The organism is Leptospira kirschneri serovar Cynopteri str. 3522 CT, from assembly GCF_000243695.2.
Lineage (GTDB): Bacteria > Spirochaetota > Leptospiria > Leptospirales > Leptospiraceae > Leptospira > Leptospira kirschneri.
The window spans coordinates 394,231-417,521 of the sequence record NZ_AHMN02000004.1; the positions used below are offsets into that span (position 1 = coordinate 394,231).

General features: G+C 35.7%; 18 protein-coding genes. 6 read left to right on the forward strand and 12 right to left on the reverse strand.

The window, feature by feature from the left end; translation table 11 throughout:
* Positions 1-47: 47 nt before the first annotated feature.
* The 4 genes from LEP1GSC049_RS222360 to perRA all read right to left on the reverse strand — a co-directional run bounded on the left by LEP1GSC049_RS222360 (position 48) and on the right by perRA (position 4,634).
* Positions 48-1,436 (reverse strand): PDDEXK family nuclease, encoded by a 1,389-nt coding sequence (locus LEP1GSC049_RS222360; RefSeq protein ID WP_016560527.1) that lies wholly within the window; start codon positions 1,434-1,436, stop codon positions 48-50.
* A gap of 428 nt (positions 1,437-1,864) precedes the next feature.
* Positions 1,865-2,185, reverse strand: coding sequence for a hypothetical protein (locus LEP1GSC049_RS0204790; protein WP_016748664.1), 321 nt, complete (start codon positions 2,183-2,185; stop codon positions 1,865-1,867).
* Between the two features lie 43 nt (positions 2,186-2,228).
* A complete protein-coding gene (locus LEP1GSC049_RS222355) occupies positions 2,229-3,092 on the reverse strand; it encodes a flagellar hook-basal body protein (protein WP_004753587.1) in 864 nt (287 codons plus the stop codon).
* Between the two features lie 1,104 nt (positions 3,093-4,196).
* Positions 4,197-4,634 (reverse strand): peroxide-responsive transcriptional repressor PerRA, encoded by a 438-nt coding sequence (perRA, locus tag LEP1GSC049_RS222350; protein WP_004754607.1) that lies wholly within the window; start codon positions 4,632-4,634, stop codon positions 4,197-4,199.
* Between the two features lie 509 nt (positions 4,635-5,143).
* On the opposite strand from perRA, the gene LEP1GSC049_RS222345 reads away from it, so the two are divergent.
* The 3 genes from LEP1GSC049_RS222345 to LEP1GSC049_RS222335 all read left to right on the forward strand — a co-directional run bounded on the left by LEP1GSC049_RS222345 (position 5,144) and on the right by LEP1GSC049_RS222335 (position 9,978).
* Positions 5,144-5,692 carry an ankyrin repeat domain-containing protein gene (locus LEP1GSC049_RS222345; RefSeq protein ID WP_016560450.1) on the forward strand — a complete coding sequence of 183 codons (549 nt, stop codon included), beginning with the start codon at positions 5,144-5,146 and terminating at the stop codon, positions 5,690-5,692.
* Positions 5,689-7,134, forward strand: coding sequence for a catalase (locus tag LEP1GSC049_RS222340; protein ID WP_004758390.1), 1,446 nt, complete (start codon positions 5,689-5,691; stop codon positions 7,132-7,134). The genes LEP1GSC049_RS222345 and LEP1GSC049_RS222340 overlap by 4 nt, the downstream gene beginning before the upstream one ends.
* Positions 7,135-7,752: 618 nt before the next feature.
* A complete protein-coding gene (locus LEP1GSC049_RS222335) occupies positions 7,753-9,978 on the forward strand; it encodes a PAS domain-containing protein (protein ID WP_016560491.1) in 2,226 nt (741 codons plus the stop codon).
* Positions 9,979-10,082: 104 nt separating this feature from the next.
* Here LEP1GSC049_RS222335 and LEP1GSC049_RS222330 read toward each other — a convergent pair whose 3' ends face one another.
* From LEP1GSC049_RS222330 to folD, 5 genes are all read right to left on the reverse strand, one after another.
* Positions 10,083-11,210, reverse strand: a complete 1,128-nt coding sequence (locus tag LEP1GSC049_RS222330) for an esterase/lipase family protein (RefSeq protein ID WP_004763584.1) — start codon at positions 11,208-11,210, stop codon at positions 10,083-10,085.
* Positions 11,211-11,617: 407 nt separating this feature from the next.
* Positions 11,618-12,385, reverse strand: coding sequence for a 23S rRNA (guanosine(2251)-2'-O)-methyltransferase RlmB (gene rlmB, locus LEP1GSC049_RS222325; protein WP_078131377.1), 768 nt, complete (start codon positions 12,383-12,385; stop codon positions 11,618-11,620).
* Positions 12,370-13,785 carry a cysteine--tRNA ligase gene (gene cysS, locus LEP1GSC049_RS222320; protein WP_016560379.1) on the reverse strand — a complete coding sequence of 472 codons (1,416 nt, stop codon included), beginning with the start codon at positions 13,783-13,785 and terminating at the stop codon, positions 12,370-12,372. Before cysS ends, rlmB begins: the two co-directional genes overlap by 16 nt.
* Positions 13,782-14,747, reverse strand: coding sequence for an acetylxylan esterase (locus tag LEP1GSC049_RS222315; RefSeq protein ID WP_016560350.1), 966 nt, complete (start codon positions 14,745-14,747; stop codon positions 13,782-13,784). The genes cysS and LEP1GSC049_RS222315 overlap by 4 nt, the downstream gene beginning before the upstream one ends.
* Before the next feature lie 15 nt (positions 14,748-14,762).
* Positions 14,763-15,617, reverse strand: a complete 855-nt coding sequence (gene folD / locus LEP1GSC049_RS222310) for a bifunctional methylenetetrahydrofolate dehydrogenase/methenyltetrahydrofolate cyclohydrolase FolD (protein WP_004753878.1) — start codon at positions 15,615-15,617, stop codon at positions 14,763-14,765.
* 81 nt (positions 15,618-15,698) lie between these two features.
* Here folD and asnS point away from each other — a divergent pair, with 81 nt between their 5' ends.
* The 3 genes from asnS to LEP1GSC049_RS222295 all read left to right on the forward strand — a co-directional run bounded on the left by asnS (position 15,699) and on the right by LEP1GSC049_RS222295 (position 19,509).
* A complete protein-coding gene (gene asnS / locus LEP1GSC049_RS222305) occupies positions 15,699-17,006 on the forward strand; it encodes an asparagine--tRNA ligase (RefSeq protein WP_004755053.1) in 1,308 nt (435 codons plus the stop codon).
* A gap of 502 nt (positions 17,007-17,508) precedes the next feature.
* Complete coding sequence (locus LEP1GSC049_RS222300; RefSeq protein WP_004753561.1) at positions 17,509-18,300, forward strand: tetratricopeptide repeat protein; 792 nt, start codon at positions 17,509-17,511, stop codon at positions 18,298-18,300.
* Between the two features lie 429 nt (positions 18,301-18,729).
* Complete coding sequence (locus tag LEP1GSC049_RS222295) at positions 18,730-19,509, forward strand: DUF1176 domain-containing protein (RefSeq protein ID WP_004767931.1); 780 nt, start codon at positions 18,730-18,732, stop codon at positions 19,507-19,509.
* A 29-nt stretch (positions 19,510-19,538) separates the two neighbouring features.
* Here LEP1GSC049_RS222295 and LEP1GSC049_RS222290 read toward each other — a convergent pair whose 3' ends face one another.
* From LEP1GSC049_RS222290 to LEP1GSC049_RS222280, 3 genes are all read right to left on the reverse strand, one after another.
* Entirely contained in the window at positions 19,539-20,072 is a 534-nt protein-coding gene (locus LEP1GSC049_RS222290) for a DUF1564 domain-containing protein (RefSeq protein ID WP_016560455.1), read from the reverse strand.
* Between the two features lie 266 nt (positions 20,073-20,338).
* Positions 20,339-21,202 (reverse strand): hypothetical protein, encoded by an 864-nt coding sequence (locus tag LEP1GSC049_RS222285; RefSeq protein ID WP_016560383.1) that lies wholly within the window; start codon positions 21,200-21,202, stop codon positions 20,339-20,341.
* Between the two features lie 38 nt (positions 21,203-21,240).
* On the reverse strand, positions 21,241-23,217 hold the full coding sequence (locus LEP1GSC049_RS222280; protein ID WP_004756025.1) for an ATP-dependent DNA helicase: 1,977 nt from the start codon (positions 23,215-23,217) through the stop codon (positions 21,241-21,243).
* Between the last annotated feature and the right edge of the window lie 74 nt (positions 23,218-23,291).

Sequence of the window (23,291 nt, forward strand, 5' to 3'; positions counted from 1 at the left end):
TCAGTTTCATAAATTCTATACATAAACAAAGATGAATCATTACATAATTATAATATTTGAATGTTTTGAAATAAAAATTTCAAAGCAAATTTATCTTTTTCATGCAAGAAAAAATAACCTAGAAGTTCTTCTCTAATTTGTTCACATACGTTAAGTGAAATAGAAATATTTTCTAATTTATTAGAAGCCAATTGTTCCAAGGTTTTAAGTATTTTAAGAGATTTTTGGATTATATTTTGGAGATCATTCAAATCAATAAGAAAACAATCCGGAAATCCGTAGGTCATCAATTCTTCTTTACGTTGACGATCAAGAGTCTTCGTATATATAAATAATCCTACATTACCTGCATAGTTTACCTTAGAATATTCTCTGATTAATTGACAAAATTGAATCCAGTCTGCTTTGTCTAGGTTAGCTTTTTTTTGTGGGTCATAAAATTTCGTTTGTACGAAAACCTGATAAGTCGCTCCATGATCAAACAAAATTCCATGCCGTTTTAAAAGTTCAAAATCAGGCTGTAATATTAAATCGATCCCTAAATCACCTGTCAACCTTGTCGGAATTAGACGATAACAAAAAATAAATTCAAGTAAAGTTCCTATATAATGTTCGAAAAGCTGGCCGTTTAAACGTTTGTCTATAAAAAACAATTCTTTCAAATAATCAGGGATTTTTCTTCGAGCATACCAATATTCAAAAAGAATATGCAATTGATAACTTTTTCGGTAAGTATGAAGGATATTCACGATCCAAAGCTTATCATCAAGCTCGGGTAAACGATCTCCATTTGAATCATGGGTTAGCTCCCAAATTTTATCCTTAATTAAATCTAGCTCCAGCAAATGAATATATGAAAAATCCTTACCCTTTGTATAAAGAAAGTCATCAAGGTATCGAAAGGGAAGTTCCTTAAGACTCGTATATCTTAAATAGTTTTGTTTGGAACCTTCTTCTCCATTTTCAAGGAGGCCCAGTTCTTGCAAGTGATTCTCGGCTAGTAGCATTTCTGATAAGACATCCGAAACACTTTCTTGTCCACAAATTAGTTTTTTCTCAAACAAAAAGATCGTATATGAATGCGTCGCAATTCCAATTCTCGGTAAAAACTCAAATGGATTTGCATCAGCTTTAGTTACAGCTTCTGTTAAAATCGCCAGCCGACTTTTTGCAGGTTGTCGAGTATAAGATTTCATTGCTTTTTCCAAATTAACCAAGCATCGCTCGATCATTTTTTCAGAAACCGCAAATGGATTATCAACCCAAAGGATAGTTTGATTTTCTAAAGTCGGAGGTAATGAATATTTGCTAAGAATATCTTGTTCAAAAAATATAATTTCTTCAAATAATAAGCCATGGCCTTCTGGTCCGCCAGCACTATGTAGCTCTCTACATAATTCATAATATTTCTGGAGCATTACACGAATTAATGTCATTGTTACCGCAATCTTGTTTTTTAACGATTAAAAAAATTTAGAATATTAGAGAATTACAATTCTGTTACATTATATTTATGCGTATCTTAAATTGTCAAGGCCGTTTGACTATTTATAGAATTTTTGTTTTATAGCCAAAATATAGCATTCCCATTCGTACAAACCAAATCGATATTTAAAAGAACAAATAATTATTCAAGACTATTCGCCTTATATGGATACGTGAAATTTCACGATCGCATATTCAAATTATAAAATGCATAATCAGAACGATAGAAATTCCGGCCTCTTTAATTCGTAATGAAATTTTAAAGTAAGATAATAAGACCAAACAATATCAATCTCTGAAATTTATACTTTTTTTCTTTTCAACTTCTGACTTCAGGAAATTCTCGGAAGTTGAATTTGCTCTATTCAAAAAAGTGAATCTATTTTCTCGTTGCCAGATATCCAATTGATAATATTAGGCCAATAAACACAAAAGTTTGCAGATCTTTTGATGCCTTTTCTTCATCGATTACAAATGAGGAAAAGTGCTGACAGTTATTTGAAATCGCATCGTATTTTTTATTTTCTATTATTGCTTTAACGATGTTATGCTGAATTTTTTGTAAAGGTATAGACGGCGCACGAAGATTGTAATCTCTATAGCCATTCAAGAAAGTTTCAAGCCTAGCAATGGCGATATTTGTCTCTGGATGATTGTGAATTACGAGTAGTTGCCCATATTCATTGAGTCCAATGATCACTCCAGTGTGATTTATACCAAGGCCGATTGGCGCGAAGGGATAATTACCTCAATACTTCGTTTATCAATTTTCCAAGTAAACTATCTTGTGTCTGAACCGTCTTTTGATTGGCTTCGTAAGAGCGGTTGACTTCGATCATTTCTACCATTTCAGTCACAACACTCACGTTAGACGCTTCTAGGTAACCTTGTAGAACCGAAGGTTCGTCCTTAAGATCAAAAGGAACTGGTTCCCCGGACTCTGGAGTATCGGCATAAAAAGAATCACCTTCTTTATCAAGATGGCGTGGATTTTCAACTGTACGAATTTTAATTTTATCCAATAATACCGGGGTTTCAAAACGATTCTTATCGATAGAGGTTCCATTAACTGGATCGTTACCGATTTCTCCGTTGATCCAGACCTCGCCGTTTTCTTTAATTAAGAAATTGCCTCTTGCAACTCGGATTAGACCATTTTCGCCTAACAAAGGAAAACCTTGCGGAGTGACAAGATAGCCGTTTGTGTCCAACACAAAAGCGCCGCTTCTAGAGAGACGTTCACCTCTGTTTGTCATAACGGAAAAGAATGCTGGATGTTCGTTACCGGGTTTATCTTGGAGCATCAAGTCAAAAGGATTTTCCGTTTTTTTAACGGCTCCTTGCTCGAAACGCGTATAGATCTCGTTTACTTCTCCGCCTAATCCTAGTTTGCCGACCACAGGCGCTGTGTCGAAGGAACCCATAGGCACCTTGCCGACTCCGTCTTCGTCGAAACGATGGAGTAGAAGTTCCGGAAATGTTTTAAATAAGGTCGTGTCTCTTTTAAAAGCAGTCTTATCCACATTGGCAAGATTATTGGAAATTACATCCATTCTAGTTTGCTGAATAATCATTCCATTGGCGCCTGTGTACATTCCTCTGAGCATATACTTTCTCCTGAACATTTTAAAGATCGGAAATTTTTCAAAATCCGATAACAATTTTGAAGACATAAATGAGGAAAATTAGGAAGAAATTACTGATTTCTACGGAATTATCCAAAAGTGATGTGGTTTGTGGGAACTCCTACATGGAGTAAAAAAAATAAAATTCAAAAATAATTAAATCTAGGATAGATCTTACTCAGGATTCTAACTAATAGTTTATACTTTAAGTTTATGAATTCAACGAAAGAAGATCGGGCGAATCCGGCTTTGCCGGACCGCGCTTTCAGCTCCAGTAAATAAATTGCATGAAAGAAACGTAATACGATATTTAGTCTTTAATTACAATTTATTAACTACGCTTCAATCGCTTTCGCATTGGATTCTATCGAACTTACGTAAAACGGCACTTTGGAATAAATATATAGGTAATTTTGTTACTCGGACGTCTGAAAATAGTACTAAAATAAATAACCTATTTTACAAAGATGTAGAAATTCTTAAAAATTGCGTTTAACTTAGATTATCTTTTTTTTAAAAGGAGAAACTACATTCTAAATTTTGAAACAAGCCTGAAAAGTATATCCGAGTAGTAATTTGATAGAAATGAATACTAGTCTTTCTACTGAAATTTTTGTAAGAGTTCCCACATTTTAGAGTTTAACCGTGAAATCGAGAATTGTGGTAGTTCCTACATCTATTTTTTTACGAAAAAATTGACTAAGGATACAACTGAGAGCCCACGTTAATAGAGTTGTTGAAAAATTCATAGTGACGATTAACAAAACTACTTCAATTGCCGATTTGCATAAAATAGAAACAGATGGAGAATTAATTTTTCAACAACTCTAATATAATTTTTAGTTTTTTGGAAATTTCAAATCAAATTGAAAGTGTCCTTATTCAGAGCTATAAAATAACGTGAGTTTGGTGTAAGGAAATTCATGATTTTGAACTTTACAAATAAATCCTAAAATGTGGGAACTCTTACTTTTAGAAAATTATTCTCATTTTTTGTACACCGAATTTCACGTTAAAATAGAATACCAAATTTTGGCTTCAAATCAAGGATTCGATTCAAAATTCAAGATATTCTAAAATTCACTCTTATGGAGTTATTTTACCTTTAAGTGTAATGGATAAATTACAGTTTTCTAAAGAAGTTCCGGTTTTCAGTTTAAAATCTTGTTTTAACTCTAGAAGAACTTTTTCTTGAAGTTTAGAATCCAGACTTATATCGTAGATTTCTCCCGTTTCTTCGTCAATTGCGTGATGATGATGGATTACGTTCGAATCATATAGAGTAATTCCGGATTTTAGTTCTAAAATATTTACGATACCTTTTTCTGCAAATAGTTTCAAATTATTGAATATAGTGGCACGAGAAGCATTTGGCATATGTTCATTGATTAGCTGGAAAACCTGGTCGGCAGTGAGGTGTTGAGGTTTAGAAAGCAATAGATTTGCCATTTGTAATCTTTGTACGGTGACGTTGATTCCTGCGTTCTCTAAAATTTTTTTGCTTCTTTCATAAGAATCCTTCATACGATCATTTTTTTATAGGGGTAAATTTTTGTCTATAATTTAGACTTATTCTAAAAGAAGACTTGAGCTAATTTGATTTAAATGTAGATTTAGTCTAAATTGAGAATAAATTTAATATTCAATGAAATAATATTAATTATAAATTAATATTGAAAATTATAGATTAATATTTCAAATGAATGGTGTTTATGAGATGGTTTTTTGATTTTTAGAAAATTTAAGGAATTTAAGTTCTTTTGTTAAGGCAGAATAGGGAAATGATTCTAAACTAAAAATAAAACGAGATAATTTTTGCTCAAGCCTACTCTGAAGAATGGACCATTTTACAAAACAATCCATTTCGGAGATAGGTTCGATTCATAAAAATTGGATAATCGAGTAAAACCTTCTCAAAACGTTTTTAATTTTCTTAAAAGAGAGTTTATAGAATCGGATCCTTTTGAAATGAAATTCTAGCGATTTAGAATGAAACTATTACTGGATTGGTATCTATCCCCAATGATGTATTTATGAATCAATCAACTGAAGCTCAAGGAAAGAATATTTCTGATAAAACGATTCCGGAATTTTCCAAAGCCTGGATCGAGTATCAAAAAAGTATGCAGCAAGAAAATCCATGTTTTGATTCCGCAAGACGTGGGGATGTAAATGCCCTCAAACGACAGATTGTTTCTTTGAAACACTTGGACGAAAAAAATCGAAAAGGTCACACCTTATTGATGTTAGCTGCTTATAACGGGTGGGAAGAGGTCAGTCAATTTTTAATTTCTCAAGGTGCAAACGTAAATTCTACGGATCAAGAAGGAAATTCTATATTAATGGGAGCTGCTTTTAAAGGTCACGTAAGGATTGTGGAAATTCTTTTAAACGCAGGGGCGAATAGAAACTATAAAAACTCAAAGGGGCAAGACGCATTTCAATTTTCTAATATGTTTGGTAGAGCGGAAGTAAGTAATCTTTTAAGCGGATCTAAATTGACTCGATTGAAAAGGTTTTTAATTTTTTTCAAATCTTGGATCTTATATATCGTTCAATTTACAAAAGGAGAAAAACAATGAGTAGAAAAACCCTTACTACGGCCGGAGGTCATCCGGTTTCACAAAATCAACATTCTTTAACCGCCGGCCCTCGAGGGCCGGTTCTTATTCAGGATACACATCTGATCGAAAAACTGGCTCACTTCAATCGAGAAAGAATTCCGGAAAGAGTAGTTCACGCAAAAGGTGCTGGGGCTTATGGAACTCTGACCATTACTCAGGATCTTACAAAATATTCTAGGGCTTCTATCTTTTCTAAAAAGGGAAAACAGACTTCTCTTTTTCTACGTTTTTCCACCGTAGCAGGGGAAAAAGGTTCCGCGGATACGGAAAGAGATCCGAGAGGTTTTGCGATTAAATTTTATACCGACGAAGGAATTTGGGATCTTGTAGGAAACAATACTCCTGTATTTTTCGCTAGAGATCCTTTGAAGTTTCCTGATTTTATACATTCACAAAAAAGAGATCCTGTCACCGGTTACAAAAACCCAATTCGTATGTGGGACTATTGGGCTGGGGCTCCCGAAGCGTTTCATCAAATCACCATTCTTTTTGGAGATAGGGGAATTCCGGACGGTTATCGTTTTATGAACGGCTATGGAAGTCATACTTTTGGACTTTGGAATTCTAAAGGAGAACGTTTTTGGACTAAGTTTCACTTTAAATCCATGCAAGGAATTAGGAATCTAAGTATGGAAAAAGCATCTGCGTTAGCCGGAACCGATCCGGATTACGCGACTAGGGATTTATTTGAGGCGATTGAAAGAAAGGAATTTCCAAAATGGAAGTTTTGTGTTCAGATCATGCCTGAAAAAGAAGCTACAAAATATAAATTCAATCCGTTCGATCTTACCAAGGTTTGGTCTCACAAAGATTATCCTTTGATAGAAGTAGGGGTTTTGGAATTGAACTCCAATCCTAAGAATTACTTTGAAGAAGTAGAACAGGCCGCATTTTCTCCTTCGAATATGCCTCCCGGAATTGGCGCTTCTCCAGACAAAATGTTACAAGGAAGATTGTTTGCATATCCAGACGCTCATCGGTATCGTTTAGGAATTCAATATCAGCAATTGCCCGTAAACAGACCTAAAAATTCTGTAAACGTTTATCATAGAGATGGTCGTACTCGATTTCAGTGTGATGGAAGTTATGATAATTATGAGCCGAACAGTTTTGAAGGACCTGTAGAGGATTCTTCTTATGCAGAACCTCCTTTGAGTATTTCTGGAGATATGGATCGTTATAATTCTCATATAGGAAACGACGATTATTCTCAAGCGGGAGATTTGTATAGACTGATGAGTGTTGAGGAAAGGGAAAGATTAACTTCTGCGATCGCTTCCACGATGCATAATCTTCCTAAACATTTACTAGAAGCCAATCTAAAACATTTCCATCTTTGTGATCCGGAATATGGAAATCAATTGGCTGCAAAAGTAGGACTTGCTCTGAGTCGAGTTTAAAAAAGTGGAATATAAAATTCGCTGATCATTTTTTTAAAATATAAACTGAATAAGTTTTATCTATTTAAAAAAGGGTTTTGGAATCTTCTGTTTCTTGTTTTAAAATCAGACGTAAATTAGAAACCCTTTTTGTTTTTTGAAATTTCGTCTACGAAAAGTTATTTAACGCGAAAGGAATCGATGCGAGGAAACTTTAGCAGAACGCTTTCTCAAACTAAAGCCGTCTCACTCTCCATGGATCGTTCGAAGTAACTCAAGCAAAACGCTCTCTATGGATCGCGTTTGAAACTAAAGGTGATTGTTATCCTGTTTCCTGGATACAATTTATTGACCAGAGCTAAAGAGGCTTGCTGTGGCAAGCGGGATTCGCTTAGATTTTCTTACGTTGAATTCACGTCATTTATCTTTCTGAAAAATAGATCGTTTAGTTTTTTAAGTTCAATTTAAATACATTCTTCTTTTTGAATCTTACCGTAGAAACCTTTTCAGCTTGACTGTTAATGGAAATTAATCAAGATATTATACTGATTTTCATTCTACTTGACCAAAAAGATCAAACCGGTAATTCAAAAGCCACGCTTTTGCGTTTTTTTAAAGATTCAAAATATTGTATAAACGATGATTCACATTCTTAAAGCGATTTTAGAACAGGCACACGCCGGATATTGGGAAAAAAATTTTTCTGAAAATAAAAGTTATTTAAGTCCCGGTTGGAAATCCATGTTGGGCTATCAAGAAGAAGAGTTGGGAGATTCTATATCAGCTTGGCAGTCTCATATTTTTCCCGAAGATCTAAATCCGATTCGTAACGAATTTGAGGATTATTTAAAGACGGACCTGAGTCAACCATACGAAGCGGATATTCGTTTCTTACATAAAAACGGAAACATCATTTGGTTTAAATGCACTTGTAAGGTAGTAGAAAAAGATTCATTAGGAAAACCGATTCTAATGATTGGAACTTACTTTGACGTTACAAAATCCAAAAAAATAGAATCCGAATTACAACACACAGTCGATCGACTTGCTCTTGCCACTCGAACGGCGAGGGTAGGAATTTGGGATCTGGATTTTACTTCCGGGAAAATATCTTGGGATGATACTATGTTCGAACTTTATGGAATTACTCGAGAGAAATTTTCAGGAACTGTATTAGACTGGGAGTCTAGTTTATATCCGGATGATTTGGAAAGATGTAGATCGGAATATGCAGAAGCTCTCTCTGGAGAAAAAGAATTCGACACTCAGTTTAGGGTAGTCTGGCCGGATGGTTCCATACATTTTATTAAGGCGATTGCAATCGTTCAAAGAATGACTTCTGGAAAACCTTTTCGGATGTTAGGAACGAATTGGGATATTACCAAACATAAAAACGCAGAAATCGCATTAAAAGAAAGTTATGAACTGACTAAGGTATTTATTGAAAACGCACCTTCTGCGATTGCTATGTTCGATACGAATATGAAATATATGGCCGCTTCCCAACAGTGGCTTGTTGATTATTATTTGGGCGGAATAGAAATTATCGGTCGTTCTCATTATGAAATTTTTCCTGAAATTGGAGACGAATGGAAATCGATTCACCAAGAATGTTTACGTGGAAGGGTAATTCGAAGAGAAGAGGAGGCTTTTACTCGTTTAGATGGAACGGTTCAGTGGATTATCTGGGAAGTAAGGCCTTGGTATGCTTCTCCCAATATAGTAGGTGGTATTTTGATGTATACCGCAGATATTACTACTCTGAAACGAAAGGAATTTGAAAGAAGTAAATTAGAAGAAATTCTGACTAGGACCAATGAAGCCGCGCAGATAGGATCTTGGGAATTGGATCTGGAAACGAATACAAGAGTTTGGAGTAAGGTGACAAAGGCGATTTTCGAATTGCCAGAAGATTATAAACCGGGTGGTAAGGAAGTAGGAAATTTTTTTAGGAATGAAGAGGATCGAAAAAGGTCTGCGGATCTCTTGGCGGAGTCGATTCAAACGGGCAAACCGTTTGACGTTGAAGTAGAAATTTTAACTGCAAAAGGAAATGTAGTATGGACTCGATCAATTGGAAAACCGGAATATAAGGATGGAAAATGTATTCGTGTTTCGGGTACGTTTCAGAATATCCAGGAACAAAAACTAAAAGAACTTGCTCTTCAGAGAACCTTAGATCTATTAAATAATCAGAATGAAAGATTATTAAATTTTGCTCATATAGTTTCCCACAATCTTCGTTCTCACTCCGGAAATATATCGATGCTTCTTAAAATTTTACAGGAATCCAAAAACGAATCCGAAAAAGAAAAAATGATACAATATATCGCAAAGGCTTCGGATAGTCTAATGGATACAGTTTGGAATTTGAACGAAGTAGTTTCTATTCAAACGAATAAGAATATTCAAAATGCTGAAATTAGTCTTAGAGATTATATTGAAAAGGCGACTCAGACGATCGGAGGAGAAATTCAGAAATATCAGGTTCAAATTCATAATTTGGTTTCGAATTCAATTCGAGTTCGTTGTAACGCATCTTATATGGAAAGTATCCTTCTGAATTTTCTTACAAATGCCGTAAAATATAGACATCCAGATAGGATTCCAGAGATCACTTTAAGCGCAGAACGTCAAGAGAATCGATTGATTCTTAGTATTACAGACAATGGTCTTGGAATCGATATGAAAAAATATGGAGATAAACTTTTCGGAATGTATAAAACCTTTCACAATAATAAGGATGCTAAAGGAATTGGATTATTTATGACTAAAAATCAAGTGGAAGCTATGGGCGGGAAAATCGAGGTGGAAAGCTGGTTGAATAACGGAACTACTTTTAGAATCATTTTTTTTGAATTGTAAATCCAATTATGTGAAACCTTGAATTTGTTTTACAAATTTTATAATAATTGAATTTACTAAAAATAATTTTTGTCGGTTAGAATTTTTCTGTTTTTGTTCTAATTTTACAAAGAGTTTATTATGGATAAAACTTCGTTGAAATACGAGTTTCTAGAAGTTGTATTTACGTGATTACGAAAAGAAAGCTGAGAGTGATCCAAATTCTTGGAAAATTGTCTGGTTCCCTGGAGTTTAGAAGACATCTTACCACTTGTAGAAGTCACAATTCCGTCGCTTTTGTTTGCAAAACTAGGACTTCCGTTGGATAAAAAATTACATCCGATGATATAAACTGACTCTGAACCGGGATGATTATTGCATACATTCATTTCTCCATAAAACGCAGTTATCCTTGAATCTTTAGAAGATTCTTCAAGAAGTCTTTCTAAATACGGATTGAATGCTCCGCCAATAAGTTCATTGATCGGAACCTGATAAAATGTGCCTAACGCATTTGTGTAAGCTAGATCCTTTCCTCCTTCTGTACCGGTTAAGAACGCCATAAGTTCGCCTAACGTTCCAAAATTTCCTTGATAACTAGTGGAAGCAAAAGGAGAACCTAGATAAGGAGTTCCTAAACTGATTATAAAATCAATGACGTCTTTTGTATTGTTTGAGTGATAAAGAGCAGATCTACTTACAAGACCTCCCATGGAATGAGAGAGTAGAATTACCTTGTCCTCGGAAGTAAAAACCGAATTGAGTTTATCGATAAGCCTTTTTCCGTTGTTCTCTATATAATCGGAGGTTCTATACGTAAACGTATAAAGTTCGTAGTTTTGAACTCCGGAAATATTTTGAGAATACATTTCTAATACATCATCCCAGGTTTCTCTAATATTGGCTACTTTCGCAAATTTATCTGTGGGGGGATCGGAGTTTTTTTCTTGAAAATCCCAGCCGTGAATTAAAACAATTTTTGGTTTATTTTCTTTGGATTCCGAAGTGGCCACTGCAAATTGGTCCGAGTTAAATTGACTTTTTAAAGTTACAAAAGGGATCGGAATGAATTTATAAAGTTCGTGATTGAATTCTCCCCAAAATAAGACAGTCAAAGTTTTTAATAACTCTTCTACTGTGTTTTTATTTTTAGAAGGTTTTAGTTTATCCCAAGAAGAGTTGTTACAATGTAAAAACAAACCCAGAAAAAGAAAGAGGATAAGGAAATGAAAGAAAATTCGGGATGATTTCATATCTTTTAGAAATATGCAAAAAATTAAAAAAAGCAAGAGATAATTTAGAAATTTATAAGAATCTTAAAGTTAACTGGCAATTCTAAGAAGAATTGAAGTAAATAAGTTTTGGAAAATCCTTTATCAGAGAATTATAAACTTTTCATGATTCAAAAATGTGTAAACGGATCTATAAATTTTTATCTACGCGTTAAAATAAATCCATAGAATCGGTTAGAAGTTTTATTTTTCGAACATACTTAAATTATAGGAATTCGTCTAAAAATTTTATGACAGATCAATAGAACTGGTAGTGATATAGAGGTTTTGCACCAAACCTAGGATTATGCTGACTTTTTTGAAGGATCTCATCACATTCTAAGTTTTGAAACAAGCGGTAGAGTAGTATAAGAAAATTTTTTCTTTTTTTATCCGGACTTACGATTTACGATTCTATCTAAAACAATTCCAGTGGCAACAGTCACATTCAAAGAAGAAAGATTACCGTGTATCGGAATTCTAAGCACGAAGTCTGATTTTTCCATAAGAATTCTTTTGATACCTTCTCCTTCGTTTCCCATCAGAATTGCTAGTTCATTTAGATCGGGTAGTTTGGACCAGTCTTCTGTTCCACGATCACTTGTAGAAACGATCCAATATCCGTTTTCTTTTAAAAGTTCTAAAGTGTTGGCAAGATTTTTAACTGTGAAAATTTTTAAAAATGAAAGCGCGCCTGACGCAACTTTTTCAACAACAGGAGTGATTCCCGCGGATTCCCTTTCGGGAAGAATGATGTTTGTAATTCCGAAACATTCAGCGGTTCTAAGTATGTTTCCTAAATTTCCAGGATCTTGAATTCGATCTAAAATCAAAAAGGCTCCCGGTTTTTCAGAAAGGAATTCTTCCAGATTTTTTTTGTCGAATGTAGTTTGTTTAGAAGGAACTTTTAGTGCTACAATCCCTTGATGATTTCTTCCGGGAACGAGAGAATCTAATTTAGAAACGTTTACTTTATGAACTTGAACAAAAGAAGGGATTTTGTTTAATATTTTTTCTATAATTTCTGTGCCTGGATTTTCCTTTACATACAACTGGATAAAAGGAAATGAATGTTCCTTTCCTAGGTTGGCCTCCGTAAGTTCAATCAGAGTCCTCTTTCCGAAAATGTATTCAGGCTTAGCTATTTTTTCCTCCAGCGGATTCCTTCTTTTGTATCCTCTATCAAAATTCCTTGTGCTAAAAGCTGATCCCGAATCGCGTCGGATCTTGCAAAATCCTTGTTTTTTCTGGCGATCTGTCTTTCTTCGATCAGAGAATCGATTTCAGAATCGAGCAAATCCTTTTTAGATTCAAAATTGAGAACTCCTAAAATACGATTATAATATGCAAGAATTTGAATGTATTCGATTCTTTGTTTGGAATCAGATTGGTTCGTATCCAAAAAGGAATTGATCTGTTTTACAGATTCGAAAACAACCGCCAAAGCTTTGGAAATGTTTAAGTCGTCTGCCAAAGATTCTTCAAATTCTTTTTTCCAAGTCTGCATAAGTGGGATCGAAAATGGAAAGTAAAAATCCGTTTTTATATCTGGTTCTAAATCTAAAAGACGATCTAAGCAGTTTTGGATTTTACGGATATTTGCGGAAGCTTCAGCGATTCTGTCGGTTGAAAAATTCAGCTTAGAACGATAATGTGTGGAGATCAAAAGAAAACGGATCGCCTTAGGATCTAAACCTTGTTGAATAAGATCGCGTAACGTGTAAAAGTTTCCTTTGCTCTTGGACATTTTTTGACCGTCCACGAGAAGGTGTTCCGAATGAAGCCAGGTTTTTACAAAAGATTCCTCCGGAAAAGCTCCTTCGGATTGGGCGATTTCGTTTTCATGATGAGGGAATAAAAGATCCACTCCGCCGGTGTGAATGTCCACTCCGCTTTCATATACTTTTCGAATCATGGCGGAACATTCTAAATGCCATCCTGGACGACCAGTTCCGACTAACGTGTTCCAAGAAGTTTCTCCTTCTAATTTAGGACTTTTCCAAAGAACGAAGTCTCTTACGTCTTCTTTTTCGTATTCGTCCGTATCATAACGAGTTCCTGTTTTCATTCCGGAGGTATCTATCTTACTGAGTTTTCCGTAGTTTGAAAACTTCTGAATCGAAAAATAAAGGTTTTCGTCTTTTTCATAGACGAATCCTTTTTTTTGTAGTTTTTGAATGATGTCCACCATCTCAGGAATAGAATCCGTTGCTTTGGGATAGTGTTCTAAAATTTCAGCGGAAACTGTTTTTAAATCTTCGAAGAATGCTTTTGTCCAAGGTGTGGTAAATTCTGAGATATTTTTTTTAGATGCAATTGAATCACGGATGATCTTGTCGTCTATATCCGTGATGTTCATGGTCATATCCACTCCATACCCTAATAATTTAAGGGATCTACGTAAAACATCTACAAAAAGAAAGGCTCGTAGATTTCCTATATGAGCGAAATTATAAACAGTTGGTCCACAGGAATATACGGTTACACGATTTGGATCGGAAGGGGAGAATTTTTCCTTTTTACCCGAAAGTGAATTGTAAAATTGGATTTCTATCATTCGGGAAAGAAAATTTCCCTCACAAATTCCAGGTTGGCGCCGTTTTGTTTTTCGTCTTTGAAACCTGCTTCGTTTCCTTCCGTAGGATAAACCTGCATTCTTTTATCGCAGTTTAGGTGGTTAAAAAAAGCAAAAATAGATTTAGGATGCGAAATTTTATCTTCCATTCCAACTGAAACCAGAGTAGGAACCTTGATTTTTTTGGAAAAGTTTATACTATCATAATATGCTAAACTTTTTTTCATCGCGTTTTTTTTGGTTTTAAAGCTGTTTAGCTGGATATTGATTTCTTTCATCCAACCTTTGTCTAGATTGAGCTGGTTGTCGTCTATATGACAAAAATTAGGAGTTTCTAATATGAGTCCTTTGATCCGATTGGTAAAGGAGGCACCGAAGGCGGCCAGAGACGCTCCCATTGATTTTCCGGCTAGAATAATTTTATCCCCGTCGATACCGTCCGTAAGTCTTAAAAATTCCACGGCTCGGATCACGTCTAAATACAATCCTTTCATATAAAAAGAATCTTTTCCGTCTAAACCCTTTGTAAAATAACCGGGGGTCCAATCCGGATCGGGGAGTTCTCCTTCTTTGAGTAAGGGGCGAATCAATTGAGAACCGTGACCTCTCAGATCTAAAATGAGTTGAGCGACTCCAGTTTCCGTAAGTCCTTTGATGATACCGGGTCTATCTTTTCCGTAGTCGTGAAAATAAACTACTACAGGGAGATCCCCTCTTTTTCGAGGAATGACTAAGGTTCCGGTAAGGATTGCATTTTCCCAAGATTGAAAGGAAACATCATAGATGGTTTCCTTAATAATCGAACCTTTGAGAAGTGCCTTAGATTGTTTTTTAATCGGAAAGTTTTTTAAATCTCGGATTGCTTCGGACCAAAATTCTTCTAGATCACTCGGACTATGAAGCTCCGGATAGGTTTGAAAACATTCGTCAAAACTGATCGCCATCTGGAAACATCGTTTTCACTTTACCGGTGGTGTAAAGTGTTCTTTTGCAGAATAAAGAGTCTGTAATAAAAGCACTGCAATTGTCATAGGGCCAACTCCACCTGGAACGGGAGTATAAAAAGAAGAACGATCTTTTGCTTTGGAAATTTCAATGTCTCCTATATTGCCTGGATTATAACCTGCGTCTAAAAGAATGGCGCCGTTAGAAATCCAATCCGCTTTGATAAATTCAGGTTTGCCTACTGCGCCTACGATGATGTCTGCGTTACGAACGATCTCCGGGAGATTCTGGGTTTTAGAATGACAGAGTGTGACAGTTGCATTCATTTCGGTAAGAAGCATTGCCATCGGTTTTCCTAAAATAGGAGAACGACCTACGACTACTGCGTTTTTTCCTACCACATCGATTCCATATTCTTTTAATAAAAGAACCATACCGTAAGGAGTACAAGGTAGATAGGTTTCCACTCCCATGGAAAGTTTTCCGAAAGAAAGAGTGGTCACTCCGTCCACGTCCTTATGAAGAGCAATCCGATCAAATGCAGCTCTTTCGTCGATTCCGGAAGGAGTAGGATGTTGAAGAAGAATTCCATCCACATTGGGATCTGAGTTGAGTTTATCTATAACATCTAACAACTCTTTGGTGGTGGTTTGTTCTCTAAGACGGATCATTTCCGAACCCATTCCTACAGAATGACAGGCTTTGACTTTCATGGAAACGTAGGTTTCGGAAGCTGGATTGTTTCCTACTAGAATTGTGGCCAGTTTTGGAATTCTAAGATTTTTAGTTTTTCGTTCTTCAATTGCAGAACGAATTTCTTCCTTAATTTTTTCGGAAAGTTTTTTTCCATCTAAAAGAACCGGATTCATACTTCTCAGGATTTAGAGACTGTCTTCTCTGTCAGGTAAAAAATATCCTTTCCGGTGGAATCAAAACCGTAAAATGGGTTTATGTCTGAAACTCCAATCGTAAGTAATCATGATTTAAAAAAACACGTAGATCAAAAGGTGGTCATCCAAGGTTGGGTGCACGGAATCCGAGGAAGCAACGCTAGACAGTTTCTTTCTCTTAGAAACAGTGGAAAAATTTTACAGGTGCTTGCGGAAAAGGAAATTCTAGGAGAAGAAATTTTTCAAACTGTAAAACATCTCCGTCAGGAAACTTCCGTAACCGTGACTGGAAAGTTGGTCAAAAATGAAAAGTCTCCGATCGGATTCGAACTAGTAATGGAATCGCTTCAAGTTGTAGGAGAGTCCGAAAATTATCCGATCACTCCGAAAGAACACGGAATTGATTTTTTAATTTCTCAAAGACATCTTTGGTTGCGCTCTTCGAAACAATTGGCGATTCTAAGAGTGAGGGACAATCTTTCTTTTGCGATTCGGAAATACTTTCATGAAAGAGATTTTTTACTGATAGATACTCCGATCCTTACCGGATCCGTGGGAGAGAGTGCGGGAACATTATTTTCTACGGAATACTTCGATTTAGGAAACGCTTATCTAGCACAAACAGGACAACTCTATTTGGAAACTGCAATTTTTGCGCATAACAAAGTATTTTGTTACGGCCCTACGTTTCGTGCGGAAAAGAGTAAAACTAGAAGACATTTGACTGAGTTTTGGATGGTGGAAGCCGAAGTGGCATTTGCAGTACATTCAGAAAACCTAAAGTTACAAGAGAACTTTGTAAAGACGGTCATTAAAGAAACGGTTCAAAATTCATTCCAAGATTTGAAGGTATTGGAAAGAGATCCGGCTCCATTACTTGCGTATTTAGAAAAAGATTTTCCAGTGATCGATTATACAAAGGCACTTGAGATTCTACAGTCCAAAGGAGAGGATATAGTTTGGGGGGACGATATTAATTCCGAGAGAGAACAAATGCTGACGACGGAATTTGGAGGTCCGGTTTTTATCCAAAAATACCCAAGAGAGGCAAAAGCATTTTATATGAAGGTCAACCCGGAAGATCCTAGGACTGTGTTAAACGCGGATCTAATCGCACCGGATGGGGTGGGGGAGATAATCGGTGGTTCTGAAAGAGAAGAAAATTACGAAAATATTGTACACAGGCTCAAAGAGGAAAAGCTACCTGTGGAATCTTATGACTGGTATTTGGATTTGAGAAAATACGGATCTGTTCCACATTCCGGTTTTGGTTTGGGTTCGGAAAGATTGATCGCATGGATCTGTGGACTGGCACATGTAAGGGAATGTATTCCATTTCCGAGGATGATGGAACGACTTTATCCTTAAAACGCGATCCATAGAGAGCGTTTTACTGAGTTCTACGCGATCCATAGAGAGCGTTTTACTGAGTTCTACGCGATCCATAGAGAGCGTTTTACTGAGTTCTACGCGATCCATAGAGAGCGTTTTACTGAGTTCTACGCGATCCATAGAGAGCGTTTTACTGAGTTCTACGCGATCCATAGAGAGCGTTTCATACAAAAGGTAGCAAACTCATAAATGCCTTCCTATTGTTGGCCTTCACGTAGCTGTTGTTTCTCAGCGTAGCTTAAGATGAGTTCCTAGGAGTTATTTTGGCGAATCGCTCGCAAATTGTATCGTTTCCAAGGCTCACGAACGCGCTTTCCGCTCCAGTCAATAAATTAGAGGAAAAAAATGTGAAACGATCTTTCGCCGTCGGTTTCAATTTATTGACTCCGCTGCAATCGCTTTCGCATTCGCGATCTCGATTCACTTTTTTTCAGGATTTTCTACTGATCCATCCGATAAGAAACATAGAGGTTATCCTATGGGTCAGAATTTAGCAGTATCCAATCCGTCTTCTATTGAAGAAACCGCTTGGGAATTATTTGAAACGGGTTCTTATGAAGAAGTGATCGAGATTGCAAAAAAAAATCCGAATCATGTTTTTTTAAATCATTTGAGTGGGATTGCAGGGTTTGAATCTGGCTCCAATTACGAAATCAACTATTTTCTAAAGGGTTCCTCAGTTTTAACCCCTCTTCTAGAAGCGTATCTTTTGAAAGAAGCCGGAAAGTCCAGGGAAGCGGCCAAAAAGTATCTAACGTATTTTAAATCTTCTTCGGTTCCAATTTCGTATTCGATTTTGAAAACGGGAATTTTAGTAAGCGAAGACGCTGTGGATTTCAAAACCGTTTTGGATCTGATCTCCGTTTACAAGATTCGTTTTTCGGACGATTCTTTTTGTAAGTCTGAATTTTTTTCCAACTATCATCTTAGAAATTATAAAGAGGCCATTCAAGTTTTTGCGGAGAATGTAAAACGCCTTTCGGAAGAAAGAGACGTTATGGGTGCATTGGGGCTTGCTTTTGTTTATATGGGAAAATTCGACGAAGCAAAATCGGTTCTCGAAAAAATCCCAGGTTATGAAGAACTTCCAACGTTTGACGAAAAGAAAAAAGAATTTTCAGAAAAAATTGCGAGTATTCCTAAAATGGAAGCGAAACGAAAGTCACTTTCGATGCAGGAATTGATCGATTTAGGTTTTGCTTATCTTTTTTCAGAAAATTTTAAAAAGGCAGAAGAAGTTTTTAGCGAGTTGGTTGCGGCTCATTCGTAAAAATTTTCGTTTTTAAAAGAAGTTTAAAATTGGCTCAAGTTAGATAGAATTGTGAAATACTATTTTGTAAAATCAAAAATTTAGTATATACTAATTCTCTAAAATATTGATATACTTTTATTTTTGGAATTAAAACGGGAGCGATTTTGTCAATTGCGATTTTCAAAATGGACTAATTTCTCGTTCGGAACTATATAATAAAATACCTAGTATTTTACACTTCAATAACATAAATTTAGAGTAAGAAAGTTCGGGTGAATCGGTGTTGTCGGACCGCGCTTTTTGTTCCAATCAATAAATTGCATGAAAGAAAAGTAATGTAATATTTCGTTTTAAGTTACAATTTATTATAGAAGCGAGACGCTGAGTTGAAATTTTAGTTTTAATATTTATGGTATCTTATTTATAGATTTCTAGGAAAAATCTAACGTGTATTCTCATATTTTAAAATCTAAACGATTTATTTTGATTCTTCTTTGTTGTGCGATTTTAATTTTCGTAGGAGTCAAAATTTTTATCAGTGAAAAAGAATGGATTACTCAAAAATCCGGATTTAAAAGAACTTCTATTCACTGGCCAAAGGACTGTGATTTTATTGCTCATATTCCAGAAGAAAGAAATAAGTATCCAGAATTAATTTGTGCGGATGCTCTGGATCAATTAAGGGCGCAACTTCCGAATGACTGTCAATACAATGAACTTGCATTAGATGAAGATGGTATTATGAGTTATCACCTATACGCAGATTTTCTACGTTATTCACCGATTCAATTTTTTCCGCTTTCCGAAGGTAAATTTTTAGTAGAGTTATTATGTTTATCTACAACTTACAATCGTTATAACGTTTATTTTATATACGATGAAAATTTCATTCCTGCAAAAACTAAAATCTTAACGTTTCAAACCTTTAACTTTGAAGAGAAAAATGGATTTGTTCGTAAGGAAAGTTTTGAAAGTCAAAGTATTGTAAGATTTTTTAAACCAGAGTCTAAGGAGTTTGTATCTTTTATAAAAATGAGAGGAATGGGTGATTGTGGAACGTATTTTCGTTACGGTCTTTCCGAAACTGAAAAGCCGATTCTTAAGGAGGTTCGCGTTAAATTAGAGTGTGATGGATTGTATTCTTATTCAGCGGATGATATTCCACTTAAGTGGACTGAAATTTCTGTAGAACCATCATTTTGGAACAGGCTTTTTGGGGTAAATTAGAGTTTTTCGATATTGAATCTAAGTGTTTTTTATTCTTTTAGATAGTATGGATATTTATTCGTCATTGGGTTTGGTTCAAATTGTAATTCTCTCGAAATGAGATTTTGTCTCCTGTCAATTTTCCAGATCATTTTGTAAGTCCAGTGAAAGCTAGGAACTCCTGGGTTTAAACTTTTCACAAAAAAATCCTCCTTTCCACCCAGGTCCTCCAACCAAAGCATATAATTAAAAAGATAACATCTCGAAACACCATGAGCCGCCGCTAAAACACCTAAAGTCGCCCAAACACCAGTATGAACCCGAATACTAAACTTTTTCATTTTACCAACGCACCGATTGTATTTGATTTTACCCGCCCGTATCATGAAGGACGTTTCATAGAAGCGATCTGCTTCGATATATTTCCTCAATAAAAAAGGAAGTTTACTCCGAAGAGCTTTTCTTTCTTGAAAATTCAAACGATTCCAATAAATATCTGGAACCAAAAGAGAATCCGTTCCAAACGAATCTTCTACCAAAGCAGATTCAATTTTTTGACCGTCATCCAATAAAAGAATATCCATACTAGAAAACGGTTTTTCGAACTTTCCAACCGGAACGATTTATAGAAAATTTTTGAAAAAAACAAAATAATCTAACATGAATTCAGGGAAAAAATCGGAAAGAATCTCTTGATGGAAAGTATTAAGGTTAGTACTGGCAATAGGTGTCGGGAATTCCGCTTCTAACCGGCGATTCGCGTGTAAATTCAAGGTGCTCTATTATGCAGTTTGCAGAATGGAATTGAAAAAAATCCGATTTGTGAGTTCCCACACCTACTACAAAAAAATCATTTATCTTTCAAAATGATTACCCTACAATTTTTAAGAGCAACTTTCGTTTTAGTAGAAGCAAGAATTTTTCTAGCGTCTTCACCGGCGATGACAGGATTTACGGGGTAGTGCCCTGTAACGCCTAACGCGGTAACAAAATAAGGTTTGTTTCCGGCAATTTGAGAACGAAACGCTTCTTCCGGGGTTTTCATATAACTCACATAACCATGATTAACCGCATTTTCTTTGGAAACGAAATAAGGAGAATAAAGACTATTTCCTTCTTCTGAAAGTATTTCTGGAAAAAGTGCGGCGTCTAGTTTAAGATGTCTGGCATCTACAATTAAGGAAGTAAATTCGGCGATCAGGGTAGGTGGAGGATATTCTGGAAAATTTTCGGATTCATAAGAAAGAAAAATGTAATTAAGAATACCACGTTTTCCTTTAAATTCAATGGTGCCCTTCGCGATTGCATGGTTTTCTACAAAGTTCACCGTCGTAAAAATTGGTTCAATTTCATAGATTTGATTGAAGATTTCTCGAAAAAAAGAATCTTCTTTAATTTTTTCACGAAGAGTAAAATCAGAATCTAATTTAAGGGTATCGATTTTTCTAAAAAGAAATTTCTTAAGTTCCACTTCTGCAGTAGAAGGCGCTTTTTTTCGGGCTTCGGTTAGATTTCTGGCAGTATTTTCTGCATCCCAATCCGTGTCTTCTACGGAGTAAGTCAGTTTTGGAAGTTTTAGAGAAAGAATCTTTTGGATTTCACCTTTTTTCCAATCGACCCAAGTATCCGTAAAATCTTTACTTTCAAAAGAGAATGAGTTATCAATCGGAATCCAAAAAAGAAGGATCAAAAAAAATCGAATTATGAAATTCATGAATCTGAGTGCTCTAAAAATAGAAATGTGTCTTCTATTTATTTCGGCAGATTATCAAATTCTCTTCTTAAATCTTCTCGATTCTGGATCAGTTTAGCGGGAGGAAGAGATTTTAAAAGATCTTTTCCATACGTTTTTGTGAACATTCTAGGATCTAAAATAGAAACAATACCAGTATCCGTTCCGGAACGAATCAAACGACCAAAACCTTGTTTGAGAACTGTACAGGCATAAGGGAGTTGTAGTTCTGCGAACGGATTTCCACCGGATTCTTTTAACTTTTCGCTTTTGGTTTCTAAAACAGGATCGTTTGGAACTTGAAACGGAAGTTTAGCGATGATGACCGATTTGAGTTTATCTCCTCGAATATCAATTCCCTGCCAGAAAGTGGAAACTCCAAACAGAACACTATCTGGAGTTTGTAGATACATTTGTTTTGCACCATCCGGCCCTAGGTCGGATTGAGAAAATAAAGGCAGATCCGTATGAGGACGAATGGCATCGTAAACCAGTTTTAAAGACTTAAAAGAAGTAAAAAGTACGAATGTATTTCCTTGAGTTAATTCAATGAGCCAGAGAATTTGTTTTGCCAAATCAGCGTGATAACCGTCTGGATCTGCAACCGGATCTCTGATTTCTTTCGGAACATATAAAAGAGCATTTTTTTGATACGGAAATGGAGAAGGAACGGAAAGATTGGAAGTATTGAGATTGCCAATTTTTTTCTGAAAGTATTTAAAATCGTTTCCGGAAGTGGAAAGGGTGGCAGAAGTAAAAACGATCGATTGCATTCTAGAAGCGAATTGATCTCGGATGATCTCATCCGGACTTAAAGGTTCCATACAAATTTTATAATAGATTTCTTTTGAATTTTGGTCAGGAGGTTCAATCCAATATACGAGATTTGTATCGTCAACTTGTCTAAAAGTTTCTAAACTGGAAGCTACTTCGTCTAATCTTCCAGCTAACATCTCTAAGACGAGTGCGGATTCTTTTTCGGTGAAGTCGTCGTTATCCTTGGACAACTTAGAAAGGTGTCTCTGCAGAATTTCTACGATTTCAAAAAGAATTCCAGCAAACTTGCCTCGATCTAATTTCAGAGGTCTTTTGATTCTTTGAGGACTGTAAAAATTAAGAGGAACTTCTCCAGAAAGAGAGTTGAAAAAGATGGTCAGAGCTTCCCCGGCCTGTGTGACTAAATCTTTAAGAGGGCTGGATTCGATGGAAACGGCAACACCGGAATTTTTATTCGGAAGCCAGATTTGTTGTAGAAGTTTTTGAATTTCTAAAGAACGAATTTCTCTTCGGAAAGAAGAACCAATAATATCCGGAAAGTTATGCGCTTCGTCTAAGATAATCCTACTGAATTCGGGAAGAATTTTAAAATCACTTGCGATATGAGCCGCTAAAAGATGATGATTGATAATTAGAATGTTGGAACGTTTCCATTTTTCTCTTTCTAAAAAATAAAAGGAATGAGAAAAGTTAGGACAATTTCTTCCTAAACAGTTGTCCGTTTCTCTTGTAATTTTATTCCAAAAATCGTAAGAAGCGGTACCATTAAATTCCTGTTTTCGACCGGACTCGGTGGTTTGAATCCATTGATTGAAAGAATTTAGATGAGGAATCATTTCCGGACCAAAGGTTCCATCTCTGAAAACGTGATTCATTTTACGTTTGCAAACGTAGTTAGAAGCGCCCATGGCTACTTCTGCTTTTAGATCGATTCCTAAAATTTTAGAAACCATAGGAATGTCTTTGGAAAGAAGTTGTTGTTGGAGGGATTTAGTCTCTGTGGAAATAACCACTGGTTCTTCTATTTCGATTGAAATGAGAGCGGCGGGAATCAAGTAAGCGAGTGATTTACCGACTCCGGTGCCAGCCTCTGCGATTAGATGGGTTCCGTTATAAAGGGAATCTTCAATTTTTTGAGAAAGTTGGATTTGTACTTTTCTAGGTTCAAAATCATCCCAAAGAGAAGAAAGTTTATCAAAATATTCTAAAGAACGGTTCAATGGTTTCTAGTTTTAAAGAGTTTGAAAATGCAGAACATAGAAAGACCGGTTACTAAAAACAGAGAAAGAGTCAT